This is a genomic window from Pseudomonas sp. GW821-FHT03E01 (assembly GCF_059420765.1).
Window position 1 is genome coordinate 12,543 of sequence record NZ_JBWKUI010000028.1, and the last position, 18,917, is coordinate 31,459.

General features: G+C 60.9%; 17 protein-coding genes and 1 pseudogene. 10 read left to right on the top strand and 8 right to left on the bottom strand.

The features are described from left to right. Positions 1-129: 129 nt before the first annotated feature. From AC07VO_RS29445 to AC07VO_RS29455, 3 genes are all read left to right on the top strand, one after another. Complete coding sequence (locus AC07VO_RS29445) at positions 130-1,212, top strand: BMP family ABC transporter substrate-binding protein (protein WP_018928375.1); 1,083 nt, start codon at positions 130-132, stop codon at positions 1,210-1,212. A 136-nt stretch (positions 1,213-1,348) separates the two neighbouring features. After that, entirely contained in the window at positions 1,349-2,314 is a 966-nt protein-coding gene (locus AC07VO_RS29450) for a 2-oxoglutarate and iron-dependent oxygenase domain-containing protein (protein ID WP_086944023.1), read from the top strand. An 81-nt stretch (positions 2,315-2,395) separates the two neighbouring features. Further along, the gene (locus AC07VO_RS29455) at positions 2,396-3,349 is read left to right on the top strand and encodes an adenosine deaminase (RefSeq protein WP_018928377.1); all 954 of its coding nucleotides are present in this window, start codon (positions 2,396-2,398) and stop codon (positions 3,347-3,349) included. A gap of 55 nt (positions 3,350-3,404) precedes the next feature. On the opposite strand, the gene AC07VO_RS29460 is transcribed toward AC07VO_RS29455, so the two are convergent. From AC07VO_RS29460 to vimR, 3 genes are all read right to left on the bottom strand, one after another. After that, a complete protein-coding gene (locus tag AC07VO_RS29460) occupies positions 3,405-4,787 on the bottom strand; it encodes an MFS transporter (RefSeq protein ID WP_086944024.1) in 1,383 nt (460 codons plus the stop codon). Positions 4,788-4,923: 136 nt separating this feature from the next. Continuing rightward, positions 4,924-5,658, bottom strand: coding sequence for an ArsR/SmtB family transcription factor (locus AC07VO_RS29465; protein ID WP_028940370.1), 735 nt, complete (start codon positions 5,656-5,658; stop codon positions 4,924-4,926). Between the two features lie 316 nt (positions 5,659-5,974). Continuing rightward, the gene (gene vimR, locus AC07VO_RS29470; protein WP_495007730.1) at positions 5,975-6,904 is read right to left on the bottom strand and encodes a transcription regulator VimR; all 930 of its coding nucleotides are present in this window, start codon (positions 6,902-6,904) and stop codon (positions 5,975-5,977) included. A gap of 119 nt (positions 6,905-7,023) precedes the next feature. Between vimR and AC07VO_RS29475 the strand changes: the two genes are divergently transcribed. Next, positions 7,024-8,037, top strand: a complete 1,014-nt coding sequence (locus tag AC07VO_RS29475) for a zinc-binding alcohol dehydrogenase family protein (protein ID WP_086944025.1) — start codon at positions 7,024-7,026, stop codon at positions 8,035-8,037. Between the two features lie 163 nt (positions 8,038-8,200). After that, entirely contained in the window at positions 8,201-8,371 is a 171-nt protein-coding gene (locus tag AC07VO_RS29480; protein WP_018928382.1) for a hypothetical protein, read from the top strand. Positions 8,372-8,379: 8 nt separating this feature from the next. Here the strand turns inward: AC07VO_RS29480 and AC07VO_RS29485 are convergent, their stop codons facing one another. Together AC07VO_RS29485 and AC07VO_RS29490 are read right to left on the bottom strand one after the other, a co-directional pair. Then, positions 8,380-9,576 (bottom strand): multidrug effflux MFS transporter, encoded by a 1,197-nt coding sequence (locus AC07VO_RS29485; protein ID WP_019582302.1) that lies wholly within the window; start codon positions 9,574-9,576, stop codon positions 8,380-8,382. A 109-nt stretch (positions 9,577-9,685) separates the two neighbouring features. Next, on the bottom strand, positions 9,686-9,883 hold the full coding sequence (locus tag AC07VO_RS29490; RefSeq protein ID WP_018928384.1) for a heavy-metal-associated domain-containing protein: 198 nt from the start codon (positions 9,881-9,883) through the stop codon (positions 9,686-9,688). Between the two features lie 174 nt (positions 9,884-10,057). Between AC07VO_RS29490 and AC07VO_RS29495 the strand changes: the two genes are divergently transcribed. The 3 genes from AC07VO_RS29495 (at position 10,058) to cueR (ending at position 13,339) form a co-directional block, all read left to right on the top strand. Further along, positions 10,058-10,441 carry a hypothetical protein gene (locus AC07VO_RS29495; RefSeq protein WP_018928385.1) on the top strand — a complete coding sequence of 128 codons (384 nt, stop codon included), beginning with the start codon at positions 10,058-10,060 and terminating at the stop codon, positions 10,439-10,441. Between the two features lie 94 nt (positions 10,442-10,535). Then, complete coding sequence (locus AC07VO_RS29500) at positions 10,536-12,929, top strand: heavy metal translocating P-type ATPase (RefSeq protein WP_192351874.1); 2,394 nt, start codon at positions 10,536-10,538, stop codon at positions 12,927-12,929. Next, a complete protein-coding gene (gene cueR / locus AC07VO_RS29505; protein WP_007940146.1) occupies positions 12,926-13,339 on the top strand; it encodes a Cu(I)-responsive transcriptional regulator in 414 nt (137 codons plus the stop codon). Before AC07VO_RS29500 ends, cueR begins: the two co-directional genes overlap by 4 nt. On the opposite strand, the gene AC07VO_RS29510 is transcribed toward cueR, so the two are convergent. Both AC07VO_RS29510 and AC07VO_RS29515 read right to left on the bottom strand, forming a co-directional pair. Beyond that, positions 13,293-14,519, bottom strand: a complete 1,227-nt coding sequence (locus AC07VO_RS29510; RefSeq protein WP_495007731.1) for an MFS transporter — start codon at positions 14,517-14,519, stop codon at positions 13,293-13,295. The two genes, cueR and AC07VO_RS29510, sit on opposite strands and share 47 nt — an antisense overlap. Positions 14,520-14,591: 72 nt before the next feature. Continuing rightward, positions 14,592-15,485: a PA4780 family RIO1-like protein kinase gene (locus AC07VO_RS29515; protein ID WP_086944028.1), complete on the bottom strand. Its 894-nt coding sequence runs from the start codon at positions 15,483-15,485 to the stop codon at positions 14,592-14,594. Between the two features lie 600 nt (positions 15,486-16,085). On the opposite strand from AC07VO_RS29515, the pseudogene AC07VO_RS29520 reads away from it, so the two are divergent. Both AC07VO_RS29520 and AC07VO_RS29525 read left to right on the top strand, forming a co-directional pair. Then, positions 16,086-17,018, top strand: a pseudogene (locus AC07VO_RS29520) (cache domain-containing protein); the annotation flags it as partial. 129 nt (positions 17,019-17,147) lie between these two features. Further along, positions 17,148-17,876 (top strand): methyl-accepting chemotaxis protein, encoded by a 729-nt coding sequence (locus AC07VO_RS29525; protein WP_370694720.1) that lies wholly within the window; start codon positions 17,148-17,150, stop codon positions 17,874-17,876. A gap of 179 nt (positions 17,877-18,055) precedes the next feature. Here AC07VO_RS29525 and AC07VO_RS29530 read toward each other — a convergent pair whose 3' ends face one another. Next, positions 18,056-18,847: an AraC family transcriptional regulator gene (locus tag AC07VO_RS29530; RefSeq protein WP_064616082.1), complete on the bottom strand. Its 792-nt coding sequence runs from the start codon at positions 18,845-18,847 to the stop codon at positions 18,056-18,058. Positions 18,848-18,917: the final 70 nt, after the last annotated feature.

Consider the following 18,917-nt stretch of genomic DNA (forward strand, 5'->3'; position numbering starts at 1 on the left):
TGCAACGCAAAACCTGTAGGAGCGAGGCTTGCCCGCGAATGCCGTTATGCGGCCCCGGATTTTGTTGTCCTGTTGGTCAGCAATTTGCATTGACCCGGTACACCTCACAACAAAATGGAGTTCCAGTTCATGCACAAACGTCCGTTGAAGCAGCTGCTTTGCGCTGTCGCCGCAGCCATCGGTCTGAGCGCCAGCCTGACCGCCAGTGCTGCCGCCCCGCTGAAAGTCGGCTTCGTCTATATCGGCCCGATCGGTGATCACGGCTGGACGTATCAGCATGAACAGGGACGCAAGGCACTGGCGGAGAAGTTCGGTGACCAGATCACCACCAACTACGTGGAGAACGTCGCCGAAGGCGCCGATGCCGAGCGGGTGATCCGCAACATGGCCAAGGACCAGTACGACCTGATCTTCACCACGTCTTTCGGCTATATGAACCCGACCCTGAAAGTTGCCAAGCAATTTCCCAAGGTGACCTTCGAACACGCCACCGGCTACAAGCAGGACAAGAACCTCGGCACTTACCTGGCACGCACTTACGAGGGCCGCTACGTCGGCGGTTTCCTTGCGGCGAAGATGACCAAGACCAAGAAAATCGGCTACGTCGCTTCCTTCCCGATTCCAGAAGTGATCCGCGACATCAACGCCATCCAGCTGGCCCTGAACAAGTACAACCCGGGCACCGAGATCAAAGTGGTGTGGGTCAATTCCTGGTTCGATCCGGGCAAGGAAGCCGACGCCGCCAATGCGCTGATCGATCAGGGCGTGGACGTGGTGTTCCAGCACACCGACAGCCCGGCGCCGATCCAGGCAGCAGAACGGCGTGGCGTGTATGCCGTCGGTTATGCATCGGACATGGCGCACTTCGGGCCGAAAGCGGTGTTGACGTCTATCGTCAACGACTGGGGCCCGCACTACATTCAGGCGACCCAAAGTGTGCTCGACCATGCATGGAAATCCCAGGATTACTGGGGCGGTTTGCAGGAAGGCACGGTTGAGCTGCCAATCAGCGACCTGGTGCCGGCCGCAGTGAAAACCGAAGCCGAGCAGATCATTGCCGACATCAAGAGCGGCGCGTTGCATCCGTTCACCGGGCCGATCAAGGATCAGGCCGGCGTGGAGAAAATCCCGGCGGGCGTGAGCGCGACCAATGCACAACTGGCGTCGATGAACTACTACGTGGAAGGCATGAAGGCCGAGATGCCGAAGTGATTTTTTACCCGTGACACCGCCAAGATCGCAGCCTGCGGCAGCGCCTACATGGATTGACTTACACCTGTAGGAGCTGTCGAGCGAAGCGAGGCTGCGATCTTTTGGCCCCAGCATAAAACCTCGCCTGGAACACTTCATGAACCAACTCCCGATCATCGACATCGCCCCGCTCTACAGCGATGACGCTCAAGCCTGGCAATCGGTCGCCACAGGCATCGACCGCGCCTGCCGCGAATGGGGCTTTTTCTATATCAAGGGCCACCCGATCGCTTCGTCGCGCATCGAGGCCGTGCTCGACCATGCCCAACGCTTCTTCGCCCTGCCCGCCGCCGAAAAACTCAAGATCGACATCACCCGGACCCGCCACCACCGCGGCTATGGCGCCATCGCCACCGAACAACTCGACCCGAGCAAACCCAGCGACCTGAAAGAAACCTTCGACATGGGCCTGCACCTGCCCGCCGATCATCCCGAGGTGCTGGCGGAAAAACCCTTGCGCGGACCCAACCGTCATCCGTCGATGCCCGGTTGGGAATCGCTGATGGAGCAGCACTACGTCGACATGCAAGCACTCGCGCAAACCCTGCTGCGAGCCATGACCCTGGCATTGGGCATCGAGCGTGACTTCTTCGATAGCCGTTTCAAAGAGCCGGTCAGCGTGCTGCGGATGATCCATTACCCGCCGCGCCACACTGCCAGCTCCATCGATCAGCAAGGTGCCGGCGCTCACACCGATTACGGTTGCATCACCCTGCTCTACCAGGACGCCGCTGGGGGGTTGCAAGTGCGCAACGTAAAAGGCGAATGGATCGATGCACCGCCGATCGAAGGCACGTTCGTGGTCAACCTCGGCGACATGATGGCGCGCTGGAGCAACGACCGTTACCTGTCGACGCCACATCGGGTGATCAGCCCGCTGGGAGGGGATCGGTACTCGATGCCGTTCTTTGCCGAGCCACACCCCGACACCCCCATCGAATGCCTGCCCGGTTGCCAGGACGAACAGCATCCGGCGAAGTATCCGGCCACCACTTGCGCCGAATTCTTGCTCTCGCGCTTTGCCGACACCTACGCTTATCGACGGGAACAGGAAGCCGTGTAATGAACCGGCTGGTCAGGTTTTACTCATTGTTTCGGCGGGCATCTGTAGAATGCCCCCATTGCACTTGATGAGATTTCAAAAATGTACGACTGGCTGAACGCTCTGCCCAAGGCAGAATTGCACTTGCACCTGGAAGGTTCGCTGGAGCCTGAGCTGCTGTTCGCCCTGGCCGAACGCAACAAGATCGCCCTGCCGTGGAACGACGTCGACACCCTGCGCAAGGCCTACGCCTTCAACAACCTGCAAGAGTTTCTCGACCTGTATTACCAGGGCGCCGATGTGCTGCGCACCTCCCAGGATTTCTACGACCTGACCTGGGCCTACCTGTTGCGCTGCAAGGAACAGAACGTGATTCACACCGAACCGTTCTTCGACCCGCAAACCCACACCGACCGTGGCATCCCGTTCGAAGTGGTGCTCAACGGCATCGCCGCCGCATTGAAAGATGGCGAGCAGCAACTGGGGATCACCAGCGGTTTGATCCTCAGCTTCCTGCGCCACTTGAGCGAAGACGAAGCGCAGAAAACCCTCGACCAGGCGCTGCCGTTCCGTGATGCATTCGTGGCCGTGGGCCTGGACAGCTCTGAAATGGGCCACCCGCCGAGCAAGTTCCAGCGCGTATTTGACCGTGCCCGCCACGAAGGCTTCCTGACCGTGGCCCACGCCGGTGAAGAAGGCCCGCCCGAGTACATCTGGGAAGCCCTCGACCTGCTGAAAATCCAGCGCATCGACCACGGCGTGCGCGCCATCGAAGACGAGCGCTTGATGCAGCGGATCATCGATGAGCAGATCCCGCTGACGGTGTGCCCGTTGTCGAACACCAAGCTCTGCGTGTTTGATCACATGTCCCAGCACAACATCCTCGACATGCTCGAACGCGGCGTGAAGGTCACGGTGAACTCCGATGATCCGGCGTACTTCGGTGGCTATGTCACCGAGAACTTCCACGCGCTGTACACCGATCTGGGCATGACCCAGGATCAGGCCAAGCGTCTGGCGCAGAACAGCCTGGATGCGCGGTTGGTGAAACCTTAAAGGTCACCCGATAAACCTGTAGGAGCGGGCCAGCCCGCTCCTACAGGTTCGGTGATTAACTGATGATCACCGGCTCGCTCAATTCTTCCAATGTCTTGCCCCGGGTTTCCATCCCGAAGATCCACACCACTGCCGCCGCAATCGCAAAGCACATCGCCCCCAACGCAAACACCCCGCCCTGCCCCGTCATCGGGAACACCAGCCCGGTCACCATTGGCCCGAGCAGCGAACCCACGCGGCCGATGGCCGAAGCGAACCCCGAGCCCGTGGCCCGTGCCGACGTCGGGTACAACTCCGGAGTGTAGGTGTAGAGCACCGCCCACATGCCGAACAGGAAGAACTGCATCAGCAGCCCCGATGTGATCAACAGGCTGACGTTGCCGCCGAACACCGCGCTCTGACCATAAAGAAACGCCATCACCCCGCCGCCGAGCAAGGTCACGACGCACACCGGTTTGCGCCCCCAACGCTCCACCAGCCAGGCGGCCATGAGGAACCCGGGAATCCCGCCGAGGGAAATCAGCACCGTGTAATACACCGACTGGGTCACGGCGAAACCCGACTGTTGCAGCAGCGCACTGAGCCAGGACGTCAGGCCATAGAAACCCAGCAAGGCGAAGAACCACACGCTCCAGATCATCATCGTGCGCCGGCGATATTGCACCGACCAGATTTCCCGCAGCGCGGAGAAGAAGTTGCCCGGTTGACTCGCCACCCGTGGCAGGCGAATCGGCTCAGGCAGATCCGAACGGCCCAATGAAGCCCGAACCCGTTCTTCAATGCGGTGTAAAACCGTGTCCGCTGCATCATGATGCCCGGCCTGTTCCAGCCATCGCGGCGACTCGGGAATGAAAAAACGAATCGCCAGGACGAACACCGCCGGCACCGCCAACACCAGGAAGATGTCGCGCCAGCCAATCACCGGCAACAGGAAGTACGACAGCACCCCGGCCGCGACGAAACCGAGCGGCCAAAAGCCGTCCATCAATGCGATGTAACGCCCACGACGCTTGGCCGGAATCAGCTCCGACAGCATCGACTGCGCAATTGGAAACTCCATGCCCATGCCGATCCCCAAGAGGATACGGAACAGCGTCAGCATTTCGACGTTCTGCGCCGTGGAACACAGGTAGCTGGCGATGCCCCACAACACAATGCTCCACTGGAACACCGGTTTGCGCCCGAAGCGGTCGGCCAGCATGCCGGACAGCGAGGCGCCCACCACCATGCCGAAGAAACTCGAACTGGCCAGCAACCCGGCCTGCGCCGTGCTCAGGCCGAACTCGGTTTTGATCGAGCCTAGCAGGAAGGTCATCATCGCCAGATCCATGGAGTCGAAGAAAAACGCCAAGGCAATGATGATGAAAATGATGCGGTGATAACCACTGATGGGCAGCCGTTCCAGTCGTTCTGCCGCGCTGAAGCTTCGTGTTTCCATGCCACCTTCCCCCAATCCGAAAGTCCCCGGATCGAGTGTGCGCGATAGTGACTGGGGGTTATTGCTGGATACGACCTGCCCACAGCTCTGAACGACGCCTGAAGCCCAGAATCCCGGACATCGTCCCCCAATGGCTCTAAAGCGCCATTTCCAGCTCGGTTTCCTTGGCGAAACGATGGATTTCACGTTGCCCCGTGGCCGTGATTTGCAAGGCTCGCGAATCGCTGGGCAGGCTCAACCAGCCGGACTGCATGAACAGTTGCAACAAGGCCGCCCCCAAGGAACCACCCATGTGCGGGCGTCTTTCGCTCCAGTCCGGGCACGCGCAGGCGACTCTGCCGTTGCGGTGGGCCAGCGCCTGGATGAACACACCGCGTGCTGCCAATTGCGTGGAACCCTTGTGAGTGATCATGACCCTCTGATCGAGCTGCTCGATCCAGCCGGCATCCAGCAGTCGCTGGTAAAGATCCGCGGCCAGGGTGCCTCCCAGATGGTCGTCACAAAGCCTGGCCCGCAGCAGTGACGAAGGCGCCGCCTGAGGTTTGGCGATAGGGCTCGTGCGTTTGAACACCTCTGGAATATCCCGAGGCGCGCTGGCCAGGGTAGCACTGGCCAGGGCTTCTATCGCGGCGCCGACTTCGGGCGCGGCAAGCCGGAAAAACCGTTTGCGCCCACGGGTTTCGACTTTCAACAGACCGCCGGTGGACAAGCGCCCCAGATGCGCACTGGCCGAAGACGGCGACAGGCCCGCCAGCAACGCCAGCTCCTCAGTGTGCCGTGCCGTGCCGTCCATCAAGGCCCACATCATTGCGCTGCGCTTTGGGTCAGCCAGCAACGTGGCAATCTGGCTGATGCAAGGTGCATGTTCCATGTATTCACTCCCTGTTGAATCGTTTCGTCTACTGCTCAGAGACATCTTGACCAGTAATGTGTCCTCGGCCAAGACGCGAAAACCGCCATAAGCCGGGCAAAGCCACCCGCTCACCCAGGCCATTGCTTCGCGGGTGCAGCGAAGGTCCGGTGATGACCGTAGGGTCTGACCGACTCGAACGTGGACTCGCCATTGCGAGATCGACGGCGCGTACATGAGGCGGGCGCTAGTATAAGCGGGTTAACCGCCGGTTCCTGCCCTCGGGAATCCATTGGTGGTGATAGTTCCTGACAGAAATTTCGCTATTTGCCTGCGACTAATGATCGACACCCGATATCGTCGGAAATTGACTGCTTATCCGAGCGCATCGGCTGGCAAGCATTTCCCGCAAAAGGTTCACCGGCTTACTCAATTGTGCGCGATGGGCGCTCAGTAAATTCAGCGGTGCGCGCTCACAGAGCAATTCAGGCATCAGCACTTTCAAGCGACCGGCGAGCACATCGGTGGCGACATCGAGCCAGGACTTATACGCAATCCCCGCTCCCGCCACGGCCCACAGCCGCACCACATCGGCATCGTCACTGAAGCGATCGCCGCTGACGGTCAGGCTCACCTCACGTTTGCCGTCGTGAAAACTCCAGTGATCGTGGACCCGGCTACCGAGCATAAACAGCAGGCAATTGTGCTGCGCCAATTGCTCCAGCTGCCGTGGTTCGCCATGTCGGGCCAGATAACTCGGCGCAGCACACAGCACGCGGCGGTTCTGCGGTGCGATGGGTAAGGCCACCAGGCTCGAGTCTTCCGGCTCGCCGTAACGCAGGGCGATGTCCACCGGTTGGCGGAACAGGTCGGCGATGCGGTCGCCCAGCAGCAACCGTACGGTGAGTTTCGGATGCTCGCGCTGAAACTCGTCGAGCCATGGCAGCAGCAGGTTGCGCCCGAAATCCGAAGGCGCCGACAGCTGCAAAATCCCACTGACCTGATCCTGCCCACTGGCCAGCAAACGGCGGCCCTCATCGAGATTACTCAAGGCGGCCCGGGCGTACTCCAGAAAGCCCTCGCCTTCGGCCGTCAGGCGCAGGCTACGGGTAGAGCGGGTGAGCAAGCGTGCGCCAAGTTGTTGTTCGATGCGCTTCAACGCCGCGCTGGCCACCGCCGCCGACATATCCATCCCCCGTGCCGCCGCCGACAGACTGCCCAGGTCCGCCGCCCGAACGAACAACTGCAAGTCATCGAAACGCAACATCTTCAGCCCCGATTATCAAAAAAATGTTGAAAGAGACTGCTCTTTTAGCGGGTTTTATCTTGCAGAGAAATAACCAATCATCTGTGCCATCGAAATCATCTCTCTCCCAGGACCCCACTATGAAAGCCATTGCCTACTTCGCCTCCCTGCCGATCAGCGACGAAAAATCCCTGCAAGATATCGAACTGCCAGAACCGGTCGCCGGCCCTCGCGACCTGTTGGTGGAGGTCAAAGCCATTTCGGTCAACCCGGTGGACACCAAGATTCGCCAGAACGTACAGCCTGAAGGTGGCGCGGCCAAAGTGCTGGGCTGGGACGTGGCGGGAGTGGTCAAGGCTGTTGGCAGCGAAGTGACCTTGTTCAAGGCCGGCGACAAGGTGTTCTACGCCGGCTCCATCGTCCGTGCCGGCGGCAACAGCGAGCTTCATTTGGTGGATGAGCGCATCGTCGGCCATATGCCCAAGACCCTTGGTTTCGCCGAAGCCGCCGCCCTGCCGCTGACCGCCATCACCGCGTGGGAACTGTTGTTCGAACGCCTGCAAATACGCGAAGGCAAAACCGATGAGGGTCAGAGCCTGCTGATCGTCGGTGCCGCCGGGGGCGTTGGTTCAATCCTCACGCAATTGGCCAGCCAGCTCACCGGGTTGAAAGTCATCGGCACCGCGTCCCGTGCCCAAACCCAGAGTTGGGTGCGTGACATGGGCGCCGATCAGGTGATCGATCACAGTCAGCCGCTGAGTGAAGCACTCAAACGTGCCGGGTTCGAGCATGTGACCCACGTTGCCAGCCTGACCCAGACTGACCAACACCTGGATCAATTGGTGGAGGCATTGGCGCCGCAAGGCAAACTGGCGCTGATCGATGATCCGAAGGCGCTGGACGTGACCAAGCTCAAACGCAAGAGCCTGTCGCTGCACTGGGAGTTCATGTACACCCGCTCGCTGTTCGAAACCGCCGACATGATCGAGCAACACAAACTGCTCAACCGCGTCGCCGGGCTGATCGATGCCGGCACACTGAAAACCACGGTCGGTGAGCACTTCGGAACCATCAACGCCGCCAACCTGCGTCGCGCCCATGAACGGCTGGAAAGCGGCAAGTCCAAGGGCAAGATTGTGCTTGAAGGGTTCTGACCCGAAGATCAAAAGATCGCTGCGCCAGCGATCTTTTGCCGTCAGTCAGAGAGTTGATCGTTGTCACAATTGCGATCGTATTCAGGTCTACAATCGAAAACTCTGCGAACAATCTTTTACGTGATGTCTTTTGCAAGACGTCTTTCACAAGAGGAACTCAGCAATGAAGATCCTGATAAAAGAATTGGCAACATCCCGCTGGCAGGTTCGCCTGGATCAACACGCTGTGACGTTCCGCAGTGAAGCCGAAGCCCTGGCCTTCACTAAAACGCTTGAAGCGCGCTTGCTCGCGCCCCATCAGATTCCCGGCCGTCAGCAGCGCACTGCTGGCTGAGTCCGTCCTCAGGCCTGGGCTTGTTCCAACGCCCGGGCATTCTGCAAACGCCGGGTGAGCATCGCCACGCTCACCACCACAATTGCGCACAGGCTGATGACCATGGCCATCGGCATGGCACTGCCATCGTGCAAAACACCCACCAGCGCCGCGGCCCCGGCGGCGACGCTGAATTGCAGGCAACCGAGCATCGCCGAGGCACTGCCCGCCCGTGCACCCTGGCCGCTCATCGCGCAGGCCGAGGCGTTGGGCACGATACAACCCAGGCTGGCGATGCAGACAAAAAGTGGAATCAGCAATGGCCACAAGTGCGCAGGGTGCAGCGAGCTGACCGCCAACAGGGCCAGGCCGCCCGCCAGGTAGAGCCAGACAGTGCGCGCCAGCAAGAAGGCTGGACCGCGTCTCGCCAGCAACCGGGCATTGACCTGGGCCACCAGGATGAACCCCGCCGCGTTGATCCCGAACAGCCAGCCGAAATGCTCGGCCGGCACACCATAGAGTTTGATGAAGACGAACGGCGAGCCCGCGATGTAGGCAAACATCCCGGCGATGGCGACACCACCGGTCAGGGCATGACCGAGGAATATCGGGTCCGCCAGCAACCGACCGTACTGGCGTAGCGCGCCCGACAACGGTTGGCGCGGCACATGGGCCGGTAGACTTTCCGGTAGCCCGAGGGCTACCGCCAACCCGGCCAGCGCACTGAAACCGGTCAGCACGAGAAAGATCGACTGCCAACCCGTCGTGTTGACCAACAACCCGCCCAGCATCGGCGCAAGAATCGGCGCCAGGCCCATCACCAGCATCAACTGCGAAAAGACCTTCGCCGACCCCACCGCATCGCATTTATCGCTGACCACTGCCCGGGCGATCACCATGCCCGCGCAACCACCCAGCGCCTGGACAAAGCGGGCGCCGATCAGCCACTCAAGACTCGGCGCGTAAGCACAGGCCAATGAGGCCACGGTGAATAAACCGACACCGGTCAGCAAGGGAAGCCGTCGCCCAAAGCGATCCGCCACCGGGCCGTACGCCAGTTGGCCGATGGACAGCCCTAGGAAATAGGCTGCCAGGGTCAGTTGAACATGTTTTTCGTCGGTACCGAAAGCGAGCGCCATCGCCGGGAAGGCCGGCAGGTAGAAATCGATCGCCAGCGGGCCGAAAGCGCTCAAGGCGCCGAGAATCAGGATTGTGCGCAGGTTCATCAGGCGTCCAGGTTGGGCAGACAGGTTAGCCATGGATCGGCAGGCTGACAGTCTAGCCGGGCGTGGACGCCTTGAACATTCCGATAGGTCGCTAACTATTAAAAATAGCTCAGGCCTGTTTTACCCCGTAACCCTCTTCAGTGATGGCGGCGATTACCTGATCGGCTGTCAGCACACTTTCTACGCCGACTTCTTTTGCCGCCAGATCGATGCGTACGCTGGCTGCCGGATCCTTGGCTTGCAGCGCCTCAGTGATAGCCTTGACGCAGTGACCGCAGGACATGCCTTCAACGTTGAACACTTGCATGGGACGTCTCCTTTAATGAAGTCCTTTCATGAAGCCCTTAATTAAGGCTTGCGCGCAGTCTCGAGCTTGCCACCATGGCAAGGTCAAGTTCTGAATCAAGCTGCCGGGCTGGCAATCGGCGTCGCGCTCGGCCAAGCTGCGTCCATCTATGACTCGACATCAGGAGATTCAGCCATGCGCTGGTCAGCTCTCAGCCTGTTTGGCTTCCTCAGCCTCTTTGCCGCGACACCTTCGGTTCAAGCCGCCGGGGAGGACTACGGCGTGCTGATCATTTCCCGCGAGCGCCTGGAAGTGTCGACTTCCTGCGAGATCGGCGTGTACATCCAGGATCAGTTGGCCGGGCGGCTGTTCCAGGAACAGAGCACCTCGTTCAACCTGCCGCCGGGCAATGTGTCCCTGCGCCTCAAACTGCTGCCGGGCCAGGCGCCGGGCTGCAACCCGGGCATGCTCGCGCCGGGGTCGCAGGACATCAAACTCAAGGCTGGGGATGTGTTGAAGTTCCGGATTGCGATGACGCAGGAAGGGATGTACCTCAAGCCTGCGGCTTTGGAATACTGAGTCGGCTGCGATCTTTTGATCTGAGACATGGCACTTGACCTTGCCAGCATGGCAAGGTTGATCCTGTAGGCAATTTCTACAGGGAGCGTGACCGATGTCCGAATCCACCACTTTCGATCTGCCGATTGCCGGCATGACCTGCGCCAGTTGCGCCGGGCGTGTCGAGCGAGCCTTGAGCAAAGTCATCGGCGCCACGGCCGTCAGCGTCAACCTGGCCACCGAACAGGCCCGGGTGCAAGCGCCCAGTGACAGCCTGCCGGCCTTGATGGACGCCGTGCAGCGGGCTGGTTACAGCGTGCCGCAGCAGACCCTTGAATTGAGTATCGACGGCATGACCTGTGCGTCTTGCGTCGGCCGCGTCGAACGGGCGCTGACCAAGGTGCCGGGGGTGAAAAGTGTCAGCGTCAACCTGGCCAACGAACGGGCGCACCTTGAGCTGCTCGGCCAGGTCGATCCGCAAACCTTGATCGGCGCCGTGACCAAGGCCGGTTATTCCGCCCGCGTCTGGGAAGTCGAACACCCGCAAACCGATAATCAGCAACAACGCCTGCAGCGCGAACGCTGGGCCTTGCTGGCGGCCATCGCCCTCGCCTTGCCGCTGGTGCTGCCGATGCTGCTGCAACCTTTCGGTGTGCACTGGATGCTCCCGGCGTGGGTGCAGTTCGCGCTGGCAACGCCCGTGCAATTCGTCTTCGGCGCCCGCTTCTATGTCGCTGCGTGGAAAGCCGTGCGCGCCGGTGCCGGCAACATGGATTTGCTGGTGGCTCTGGGCACCAGCGCCGGCTACGGCTTGAGCATTTACGAGTGGGCCACCGCCGCCGGTCGCATGCCGCACCTGTATTTCGAAGCCTCGGCGGTGGTGATTGCCTTGGTGTTGCTGGGCAAATACCTGGAAAGCCGCGCCAAGCGCCAGACCGCCAGCGCCATCCGCGCCCTCGAAGCCTTGCGTCCGGAGCGAGCCATTCAAGTGATCGACGGCCGCGAGCAGGAGGTTGCGATCAGCGCTTTGCGCCTCAACGATCTGGTTCTGGTAAAACCCGGCGAGCGCTTCCCGGTGGATGGCGAAGTGGTGGAAGGCCAGAGCCACGCCGATGAAGCATTGATCAGCGGCGAAAGCCTGCCGGTGCCCAAAGCTCCGGGGGACAAGGTCACCGGCGGTGCGATCAACGGTGAAGGTCGGCTGCTGGTGCGGACCATGGCGCTCGGCGCAGAAACCGTGCTGGCGCGGATCATCCGCCTGGTCGAAGACGCGCAGGCGGCGAAAGCGCCGATCCAGAAACTGGTGGATAAAGTCAGCCAGGTGTTCGTGCCCGTGGTGCTGCTGATTGCACTGGCGACCCTGGTTGGTTGGTGGCTGTATGGCGCGCCGCTGGAAACTGCATTGATCAACGCCGTCGCGGTGTTGGTGATCGCCTGTCCTTGTGCGCTCGGGTTGGCCACTCCGACCGCAATCATGGCAGGCACCGGTGTGGCGGCGCACCACGGAATTCTGATCAAGGATGCCGAAGCCCTGGAGCGCGCCCACGAAGTCAGCGCCGTGGTGTTCGACAAGACCGGCACACTGACCTCGGGCACGCCGCGCATCGCGCATTTGAGTGCCATCGAGGGTGACGAAGCCGCCTTGCTGCAAATGGCCGGAGCGCTGCAACGGGGCAGTGAGCACCCGCTGGCCAAGGCGGTGCTGGATGCCTGCGCCGAACGCGGCTTGACCGTGGCCGATGTCAGCGACAGTCAATCGCTGACCGGGCGCGGCATTGCCGGCAGCCTCGCTGGTCGGCGATTGGCCCTGGGCAATCGGCGTTTGCTGGAAGAAAGTGGCTTGAATGCCGGACCATTGGCTGACTCCGCAAGCGCTTGGGAAACCGAAGGCCGGACGCTGTCCTGGTTGATCGAACAAAGCCCCGAACCTCGGGTGCTGGGCCTGTTCGCCTTCGGTGACACGCTCAAGCCCGGTGCCCTGCAAGCGGTGCAACGCCTAAGCGCCCGCAATATCAGCAGCCACCTGCTGACCGGCGATAACCGCGGCAGCGCCAAAGTCGTCGCCCAAGCGCTGGGCATCAAGGATGTTCACGCCGAAGTACTGCCGGCGGACAAAGCCGCCACCGTCGCCGCGCTGAAAAAAACCGGCGTGGTGGCGATGGTCGGCGACGGCATCAACGACGCCCCGGCCCTGGCTGCTGCTGACATCGGCATTGCCATGGGCGGCGGCACCGATGTCGCCATGCACGCTGCCGGTATCACTCTGATGCGCGGTGACCCACGGCTGGTGCCGGCGGCGCTGGAGATCAGCCGCAAGACCTACGCGAAAATTCGCCAGAACCTGTTCTGGGCCTTCGTCTATAACCTGATCGGCCTGCCACTGGCGGCATTCGGCTTCCTCAACCCGGTGCTGGCCGGCGCGGCCATGGCGCTGTCGAGCGTCAGCGTGGTCAGCAATGCGTTACTGTTGAAAACCTGGAAGCCCAAAGACCTGGAGGACAACCGATGAACATTGGCCAAGCGGCCCGCCAGAGCGGTCTGAGCGCGAAGATGATCCGCTATTACGAATCCATCGGCCTGCTCAAGGCGGCCCATCGCACCGACAGTGGCTACCGGGTCTATGGCGACGACGACCTGCACACCCTGGCGTTCATCAAGCGCTCTCGGGACTTGGGTTTTTCACTGGAAGAAGTCGGCAAACTACTGACCCTCTGGCAGGATCGCCAGCGCGCCAGTGCCGATGTGAAGGCCTTGGCCCGTCAGCACATCGATGAGCTGAACCAGAAAATTCGCGAACTTGGTCAGTTGCGCGACACCCTGCAAGACCTCGTAGAACACTGCCACGGCGACCACCGCCCGGACTGCCCGATTCTCAAGGAGCTGGCCTCGGGTTGCTGCGTCGAACCCGCTCATTCTTGAGCGCCACCCCCTTCACCACCAGCAACAGGGTGAGGGGAATGCCGTGGAACAACAACACCACCGCGCCGGGTGTCCACCAGGAATAGAACGGCGCGGCGATCAACATGCCGACGCCGAACCCGGTCATTTGCAGCAGCGTCAGAAAACTGAAAATCGGCAGGCGCAGGCTGTCCGGTTCACGTTGCAGGCGCGACATCAGGCCAACCTCCGAGAACCCGTCGCCTATCCCGGCGGGCAACGAAAACAGCAGCAAACCGTACAGGGTCTGCTGCTGAAACGTCAGGATGAAACCGCAGGACATCAGCAACACGCCAAAGAAAAATCGCCGCTCAAGGTGCGCGTTGTCCGTGCCTTTCAGGCGACTGGCGATTCGCGCACCGATGAACTTGCCGCAGGCCCACACCGCCAGCATCAGGCCCAGGGTGGTGCTGGCCGACTCGGGTGTGAGCAGTTTTGAAATGATTGGAAGACCGACGTTGTGCGCGGCGCTGCCCAGGGTGTCAGCCATGGCAACGGCCAGCATCGCCGCCAGTACCGGCGCCGTGCGCAAACCCTGGCGCAAGGCCTGCCATTCGCCCTGTTTGTGAAGAGGTTCATCACAGCTGGGGGCCGGTCCGCAAAACCGCAGTGGCACAATCAGCAGCGCTGCCAGCAGGTACGTGACCACGTTCAATGCAAATACTGTTTCAAAGCCAAATCCCGCCACCAACAACCCGGCCACCAGACTCCCGCTGACCATCGCCGCAGACGACGCTGAGGTTATCCAGGCGTTGGTCTTGAGTAATTGCGCCTCTTCGATCAGGTGCGGCAATTGGCTGTTGAGGCCGATGGCGAACATCGAATTACCAAACCCCAGGCCGAACGCGATCAGCGGCAATAGCAACGCTTGTTGGCTGACCGGCAGCACCAGCAGCACCAGCAGCAGACCCAGCAAACCGGCACGCAGCAGATCGAAGGCAATCAGCGGCAGGCGCCCGGCCCAGCGGCGATAGAACCGGGTGCCGATCAGGCTGGCCAGGATACCCCCGGCGACACGGCTGGCGAGGAAGATGCCGACGCTCATGGCGCTATTGCTGAGCAGGTAGACGTAGGTAGCCAGGGCGACCATGTTGAGGAAAGCGCCGAAGTCCGAAATCAGCCGGGCGGCGATGATCAACTGAGCATTGCGGATGGAGTTCACATTCAGTCCTTGAGTGTGCGGGGTATTGCTGGTGTAAAAAACCCGGCCAAAGCCGGGTTTTGGGTCAACCGATCACTGCATCCACGGCGGAGGCGGTTCTTCGGCTTTGCTCGGTGGCGCATCGTCCGCCGCCCGAATCGCTTGGCGACGCTCTTCGTCGAGACGGGCCGCCTCGATCTCGCGCATGATCCCGCCGACGTCCGCCAGTTCTTCCGGCTCGTCGAACTCGCCGGTCAACACGCTGGCCGGGTGCAAGGTGCCGGCTTCGTACAATGCCCACATTTCCTTGGCGTACCGGGTGCGTTTCAACTCCGGCGCGAAGCGACCGAAGTACGACGCCATGTTGCCCACATCCCGCTCAAGCATGCTGAACGCGTGGTTGTTGCCCGCCGCATCCACTGCTTGCGGCAGATCGATGATGACCGGGCCGGTCGGCGTCAGCAGCACATTGAACTCGGACAGGTCACCGTGCACCAGACCGGTACACAACATCAGCACGATTTGCGAAATCAGATAGGCGTGATATTCGCGTGCCTGATCCGGCTCCAGCACCACATCGTTCAGACGCGGCGCGGCATCGCCGTACTCGTCGGCCACCAGCTCCATCAGCAGCACGCCTTCGAGGAAGTCGTACGGCTTGGGCACCCGCACCCCGGCACTGGCCAGGCGGAACAGCGCCGCCACTTCGGCGTTCTGCCAGGCGTCTTCGGTTTCCTTGCGGCCAAACTTGGAGCCCTTGGCCATTGCGCGAGCCTGCCGGCTGTTGCGCACCTTGCGACCTTCCTGATACTCGGCCGCCTGACGAAAACTGCGTTTGTTCGCCTCCTTGTAGACCTTGGCACAACGCAGCTCGTTGCCGCAGCGCACCACATAAACAGCTGCTTCTTTACCACTCATGAGTGGGCGCAGCACCTCGTCGACCAGACCGTCCTCGATCAGGGGTTCAATGCGTTTTGGAGTCTTCATCAGCTTTTATTGTGGGTCCTTTATTACCAAACACGCGAAAGTCATTCGTTATACGGCAATCCTCTCATTCGGGGGAGGGGTTGCCGACCTATGAACGTTCCCATGAACATCAAGAAGCACACAATGTGCCGGATTAATCAGGCAAAACTCATCGACCGCCCCGGATCATAGCTGAGCGAGAACCACTTGTTGACGACGGAGTGCCAAGGTATTTGCGACAGAATCTAACCTCGATCCCTGGCGTTCGCAGGATTTTTCTCAAAAGACCTCAATTTCCCCGCGCTTCAGCCGAAGTCATTAGAGAGAAAAGGAATTGTCTGACAATCGCCTCAACAACAATCAAGAAGGCGCGCTCAAGGATCGGGGCGTATCAAACGTTTTCGGCTGCCAATAATCCGCGAGTCATCAGTACTGCGTGGGCCTACAAGAAAAACTGGAGCGCGGATGAACATCAAACAGAAGTTGACCTGGGCGTTTGCAATCATCGCCTGCTTGCCCGTGGTGCTGGTCGCCACCCTCGTCGTGCTGAACTTGCGCAGTGATGCCAAGGACAATTTTGTCGACGGCAGTGGCCGCGAGATTCGTCAGGTCAGCAATGCCATGCAACTGTTCTTTGATGGCATCAGCCAGAACGTTGACTACCTGGCCACCCAACCGCTGATCAAGAACTCCGACGACAGCCTCAAGACCTACATGAGTGCCAACGCCGAGAGCATTCCCCAAGGCGAAATGGACAAGAAGGTCTTCGCCCTCCTCCAGGACCTGGGCAACAGCCACCCGGCCTACGCCTACGCGATTCTCGGGACGGCGGCGGGCGGTTACGTGTCCTGGCCGGACGATGCGAAGCTGAGCAATTACGACCCGCGCCAGCGCCCTTGGTACAAGGCGGCCCAGGCCAAGCCGGGCAAGCCGCTTCGCACCGAGGCCTATTACTGGGCCCAGGATGACGCGACCTACGTCAGCACCGTGCGCACCATCGATAACAAACTGGGCAGCAATGGCGGCGTGGTCAGCATCGACGTGACGCTCAAGCAGCTCACTGAAATCGTCAAACAGATCAAACTCGGCGAAACCGGCTACCTGATGCTGGTGGAAAACACAGGCACCATACTGGTCGATCCCAAGCAGCCGGAACACAATTTCAAAGCACTGAGCAGCCTCGGCGACGGTTACGCGCAACTCGGCAAGGCCGGCAAAGGGCTGGTAGAGGTTGAGCTCAATGGCGAGCGCTACATGGCCAACGTCTGGCCGTCGGAGCAACTGGGCTGGACCTTTATCGGCCTGATCAAGCAGACCGACGTGATGAGCTCGGCCACTCAACTGACCTGGCTGATCGCGATCATCGCGGCGGTACTGGCGGTGTTCTTCGCCATCGTCGGCGCCAGTTTCGCCAGCCTGATCGTGCGGCCGATCCGCAGCGTGGCCAGCGGTCTGGAAGGCATCGCCCAGGGTGAAGGCGACCTGACCAAGAACCTGCACATCCGTGGCAGCGATGAAACCGCGCAACTGGCCAACTGGTTCAACCAGTTTCTGGCGGCGATCCGCAACCTGATTCAAAGCATCGGCGGCGCCGCGACCAAGATCCTCGCCACCTCCAAGAGTTCGACCCAAGTGTCCAGCGACATGGCCGAAGCCGCCGGGCGTCAGCGTGAAGCGGTGGACATGGTGTCCACGGCGTTCCACGAAATGGTCGCCACCGCCAACGAAGTCGCGCGCTCTTGCAGCCAGGCCGCCGAGTCGGCCGACAGCGGTCAGCGCCAGGCCCGTGAAGGCCAGCAGCAGATCGATGCCGCGGTGAGCAGTGTCGATCGCTTGAGCCAGGAAATCGAACAGTCGGCGCAATCGATGCAACAGCTTGAGCGCGACAGCAACGACATTCAGTCGATCCTCGGGACCATCCGTTCCATCGCCGAACAGACCAACTTGTTGGCCCTGAACGCGGCCATCGAAGCAGCCCGGGCCGGTGAACAGGGTCGTGGCTTTGCGGTGGTGGCGGATGAAGTTCGCGCCCTGGCCAAACGAACTGCCGATTCCACGGCGGAAATCGACGGCCTGCTGGGCAACCTGGCCAAGCGCACCAGTCAGGTAACACAGCAGATGCATGCGAGCCTGGAGGTGTCTCAGCAATCGGTGACCCGCATCGGTGAAGCGCGCAGCAGCTTTGGGCAGATCCGTGAGTCGGTGGATGTGATTCGTGACATGAATACTCAAATCGCCACGGCGGCTGAGGAACAGCATCAGGTGGCCGAGGACATCAATCGGCATATCAGCCAGATTCATGGCGATGCGCAGTTGGTGGCGGAATTGGCAAACTCGGCGCGGCTGGATTCTCAGAGCCTGGCAGGGTTGTCGAATGAGCTGGACGGGTTGGTTCGCCGCTTCAGAACCTGAAGTCACTGATCCAACTGGTCGAAACCGATACCTGTGGCGAGGGAGCTTGTCGGATCGCCGCACCGTCCCGCTCGGCTGCGAAGCAGTCGTAAACCGGCAAACGCGGAATATCTAATGCACCGCGTTGGCTGAATTGGGACCGCTTCGCGCTCCAGCGGGAGCAAGCTCCCTCGCCACAATTACTGCTTGAACAACTCCCCGGGGGTAAACCCGAACAACCCCTTGAACGCCGCAATAAACGCCGACGTCGAGTCATACCCGCAAGACAGCGCGGCATTGGTCACGCTGTCCCCCTCCTCCAGCAAACTCAACGACGACAGCAGCCGCATGCGCTGCCGCCAACTGCGGAAGCTCAACCCGGTCTCGCGCTGAAACAGCCGCATCAGGGTTTTCTCCGACATGCCCAAACGCTCGGCCCATTCCTGCAAGGTCACCGAGCACTCGGGACTTTCGATCAGTTCGTTGCACAAACCCAGCAGTCGCTCATGCCGGGGCAGCGGCAAGGAAAACCCCACCTCCGGCAGACTCGCCAACTGATCGAGCAGCACGCCCACCAATCGCGCCTCCTGACTGTCGCCCTGTGGATACTCCACCGGCAACTGGCAAAAGCGCTTGATCAGCTCCCGCGCCAAAGGCGTGACTTCCAGTACCCGGCAACGCCCGTCCGCCCATTGGCAGTCCTCGCGGCGCACATACAGGCTGCGCATTTCGGCACGCATCGAGGTCACGACCTGATGCTCGAGATCCGCCGGAATCCAGATGCCCCACTGCGGCGGCGCAAAGAAACTGCCCTCGGCGGTGTGCACGCCGAGAACACCGCTGATGGCGTAGGAAAACTGCACCCAATCATGACGATGAGGCGGCGTCCACGAACCGGCGTTCAGGCTTTCCGCCCGCGCATACAACGGACGCGGCAACACCGTCAGCGCCGGGATGGTCCGCTCGAGGGTAAGTTGTCCGTTAGTCGGCATTGATTGGCCTTATGTCGCAAGACGGCTGACAGGGCCGACGTTAGGCTAAGTCATCAATTCTTACAAATGG

Excerpts from the sequence above, each read along its gene's own strand:
- AC07VO_RS29445 (WP_018928375.1), top strand. The coding sequence starts at position 130 with ATGCACAAACGTCCGTTGAAGCAGCTGCTTTGCGCTGTCGCCGCAGCC.
- AC07VO_RS29450 (WP_086944023.1), top strand. The coding sequence starts at position 1,349 with ATGAACCAACTCCCGATCATCGACATCGCCCCGCTCTACAGCGATGAC.
- AC07VO_RS29455 (WP_018928377.1), top strand. The coding sequence starts at position 2,396 with ATGTACGACTGGCTGAACGCTCTGCCCAAGGCAGAATTGCACTTGCAC.
- AC07VO_RS29460 (WP_086944024.1), bottom strand. The coding sequence starts at position 4,787 with ATGGAAACACGAAGCTTCAGCGCGGCAGAACGACTGGAACGGCTGCCC.
- AC07VO_RS29465 (WP_028940370.1), bottom strand. The coding sequence starts at position 5,658 with ATGGAACATGCACCTTGCATCAGCCAGATTGCCACGTTGCTGGCTGAC.
- vimR (WP_495007730.1), bottom strand. The coding sequence starts at position 6,904 with ATGTTGCGTTTCGATGACTTGCAGTTGTTCGTTCGGGCGGCGGACCTG.
- AC07VO_RS29475 (WP_086944025.1), top strand. The coding sequence starts at position 7,024 with ATGAAAGCCATTGCCTACTTCGCCTCCCTGCCGATCAGCGACGAAAAA.
- AC07VO_RS29480 (WP_018928382.1), top strand. The coding sequence starts at position 8,201 with ATGAAGATCCTGATAAAAGAATTGGCAACATCCCGCTGGCAGGTTCGC.
- AC07VO_RS29485 (WP_019582302.1), bottom strand. The coding sequence starts at position 9,576 with ATGAACCTGCGCACAATCCTGATTCTCGGCGCCTTGAGCGCTTTCGGC.
- AC07VO_RS29490 (WP_018928384.1), bottom strand. The coding sequence starts at position 9,883 with ATGCAAGTGTTCAACGTTGAAGGCATGTCCTGCGGTCACTGCGTCAAG.
- AC07VO_RS29495 (WP_018928385.1), top strand. The coding sequence starts at position 10,058 with ATGCGCTGGTCAGCTCTCAGCCTGTTTGGCTTCCTCAGCCTCTTTGCC.
- AC07VO_RS29500 (WP_192351874.1), top strand. The coding sequence starts at position 10,536 with ATGTCCGAATCCACCACTTTCGATCTGCCGATTGCCGGCATGACCTGC.
- cueR (WP_007940146.1), top strand. The coding sequence starts at position 12,926 with ATGAACATTGGCCAAGCGGCCCGCCAGAGCGGTCTGAGCGCGAAGATG.
- AC07VO_RS29515 (WP_086944028.1), bottom strand. The coding sequence starts at position 15,485 with ATGAAGACTCCAAAACGCATTGAACCCCTGATCGAGGACGGTCTGGTC.
- AC07VO_RS29525 (WP_370694720.1), top strand. The coding sequence starts at position 17,148 with ATGGTGTCCACGGCGTTCCACGAAATGGTCGCCACCGCCAACGAAGTC.
- AC07VO_RS29530 (WP_064616082.1), bottom strand. The coding sequence starts at position 18,847 with ATGCCGACTAACGGACAACTTACCCTCGAGCGGACCATCCCGGCGCTG.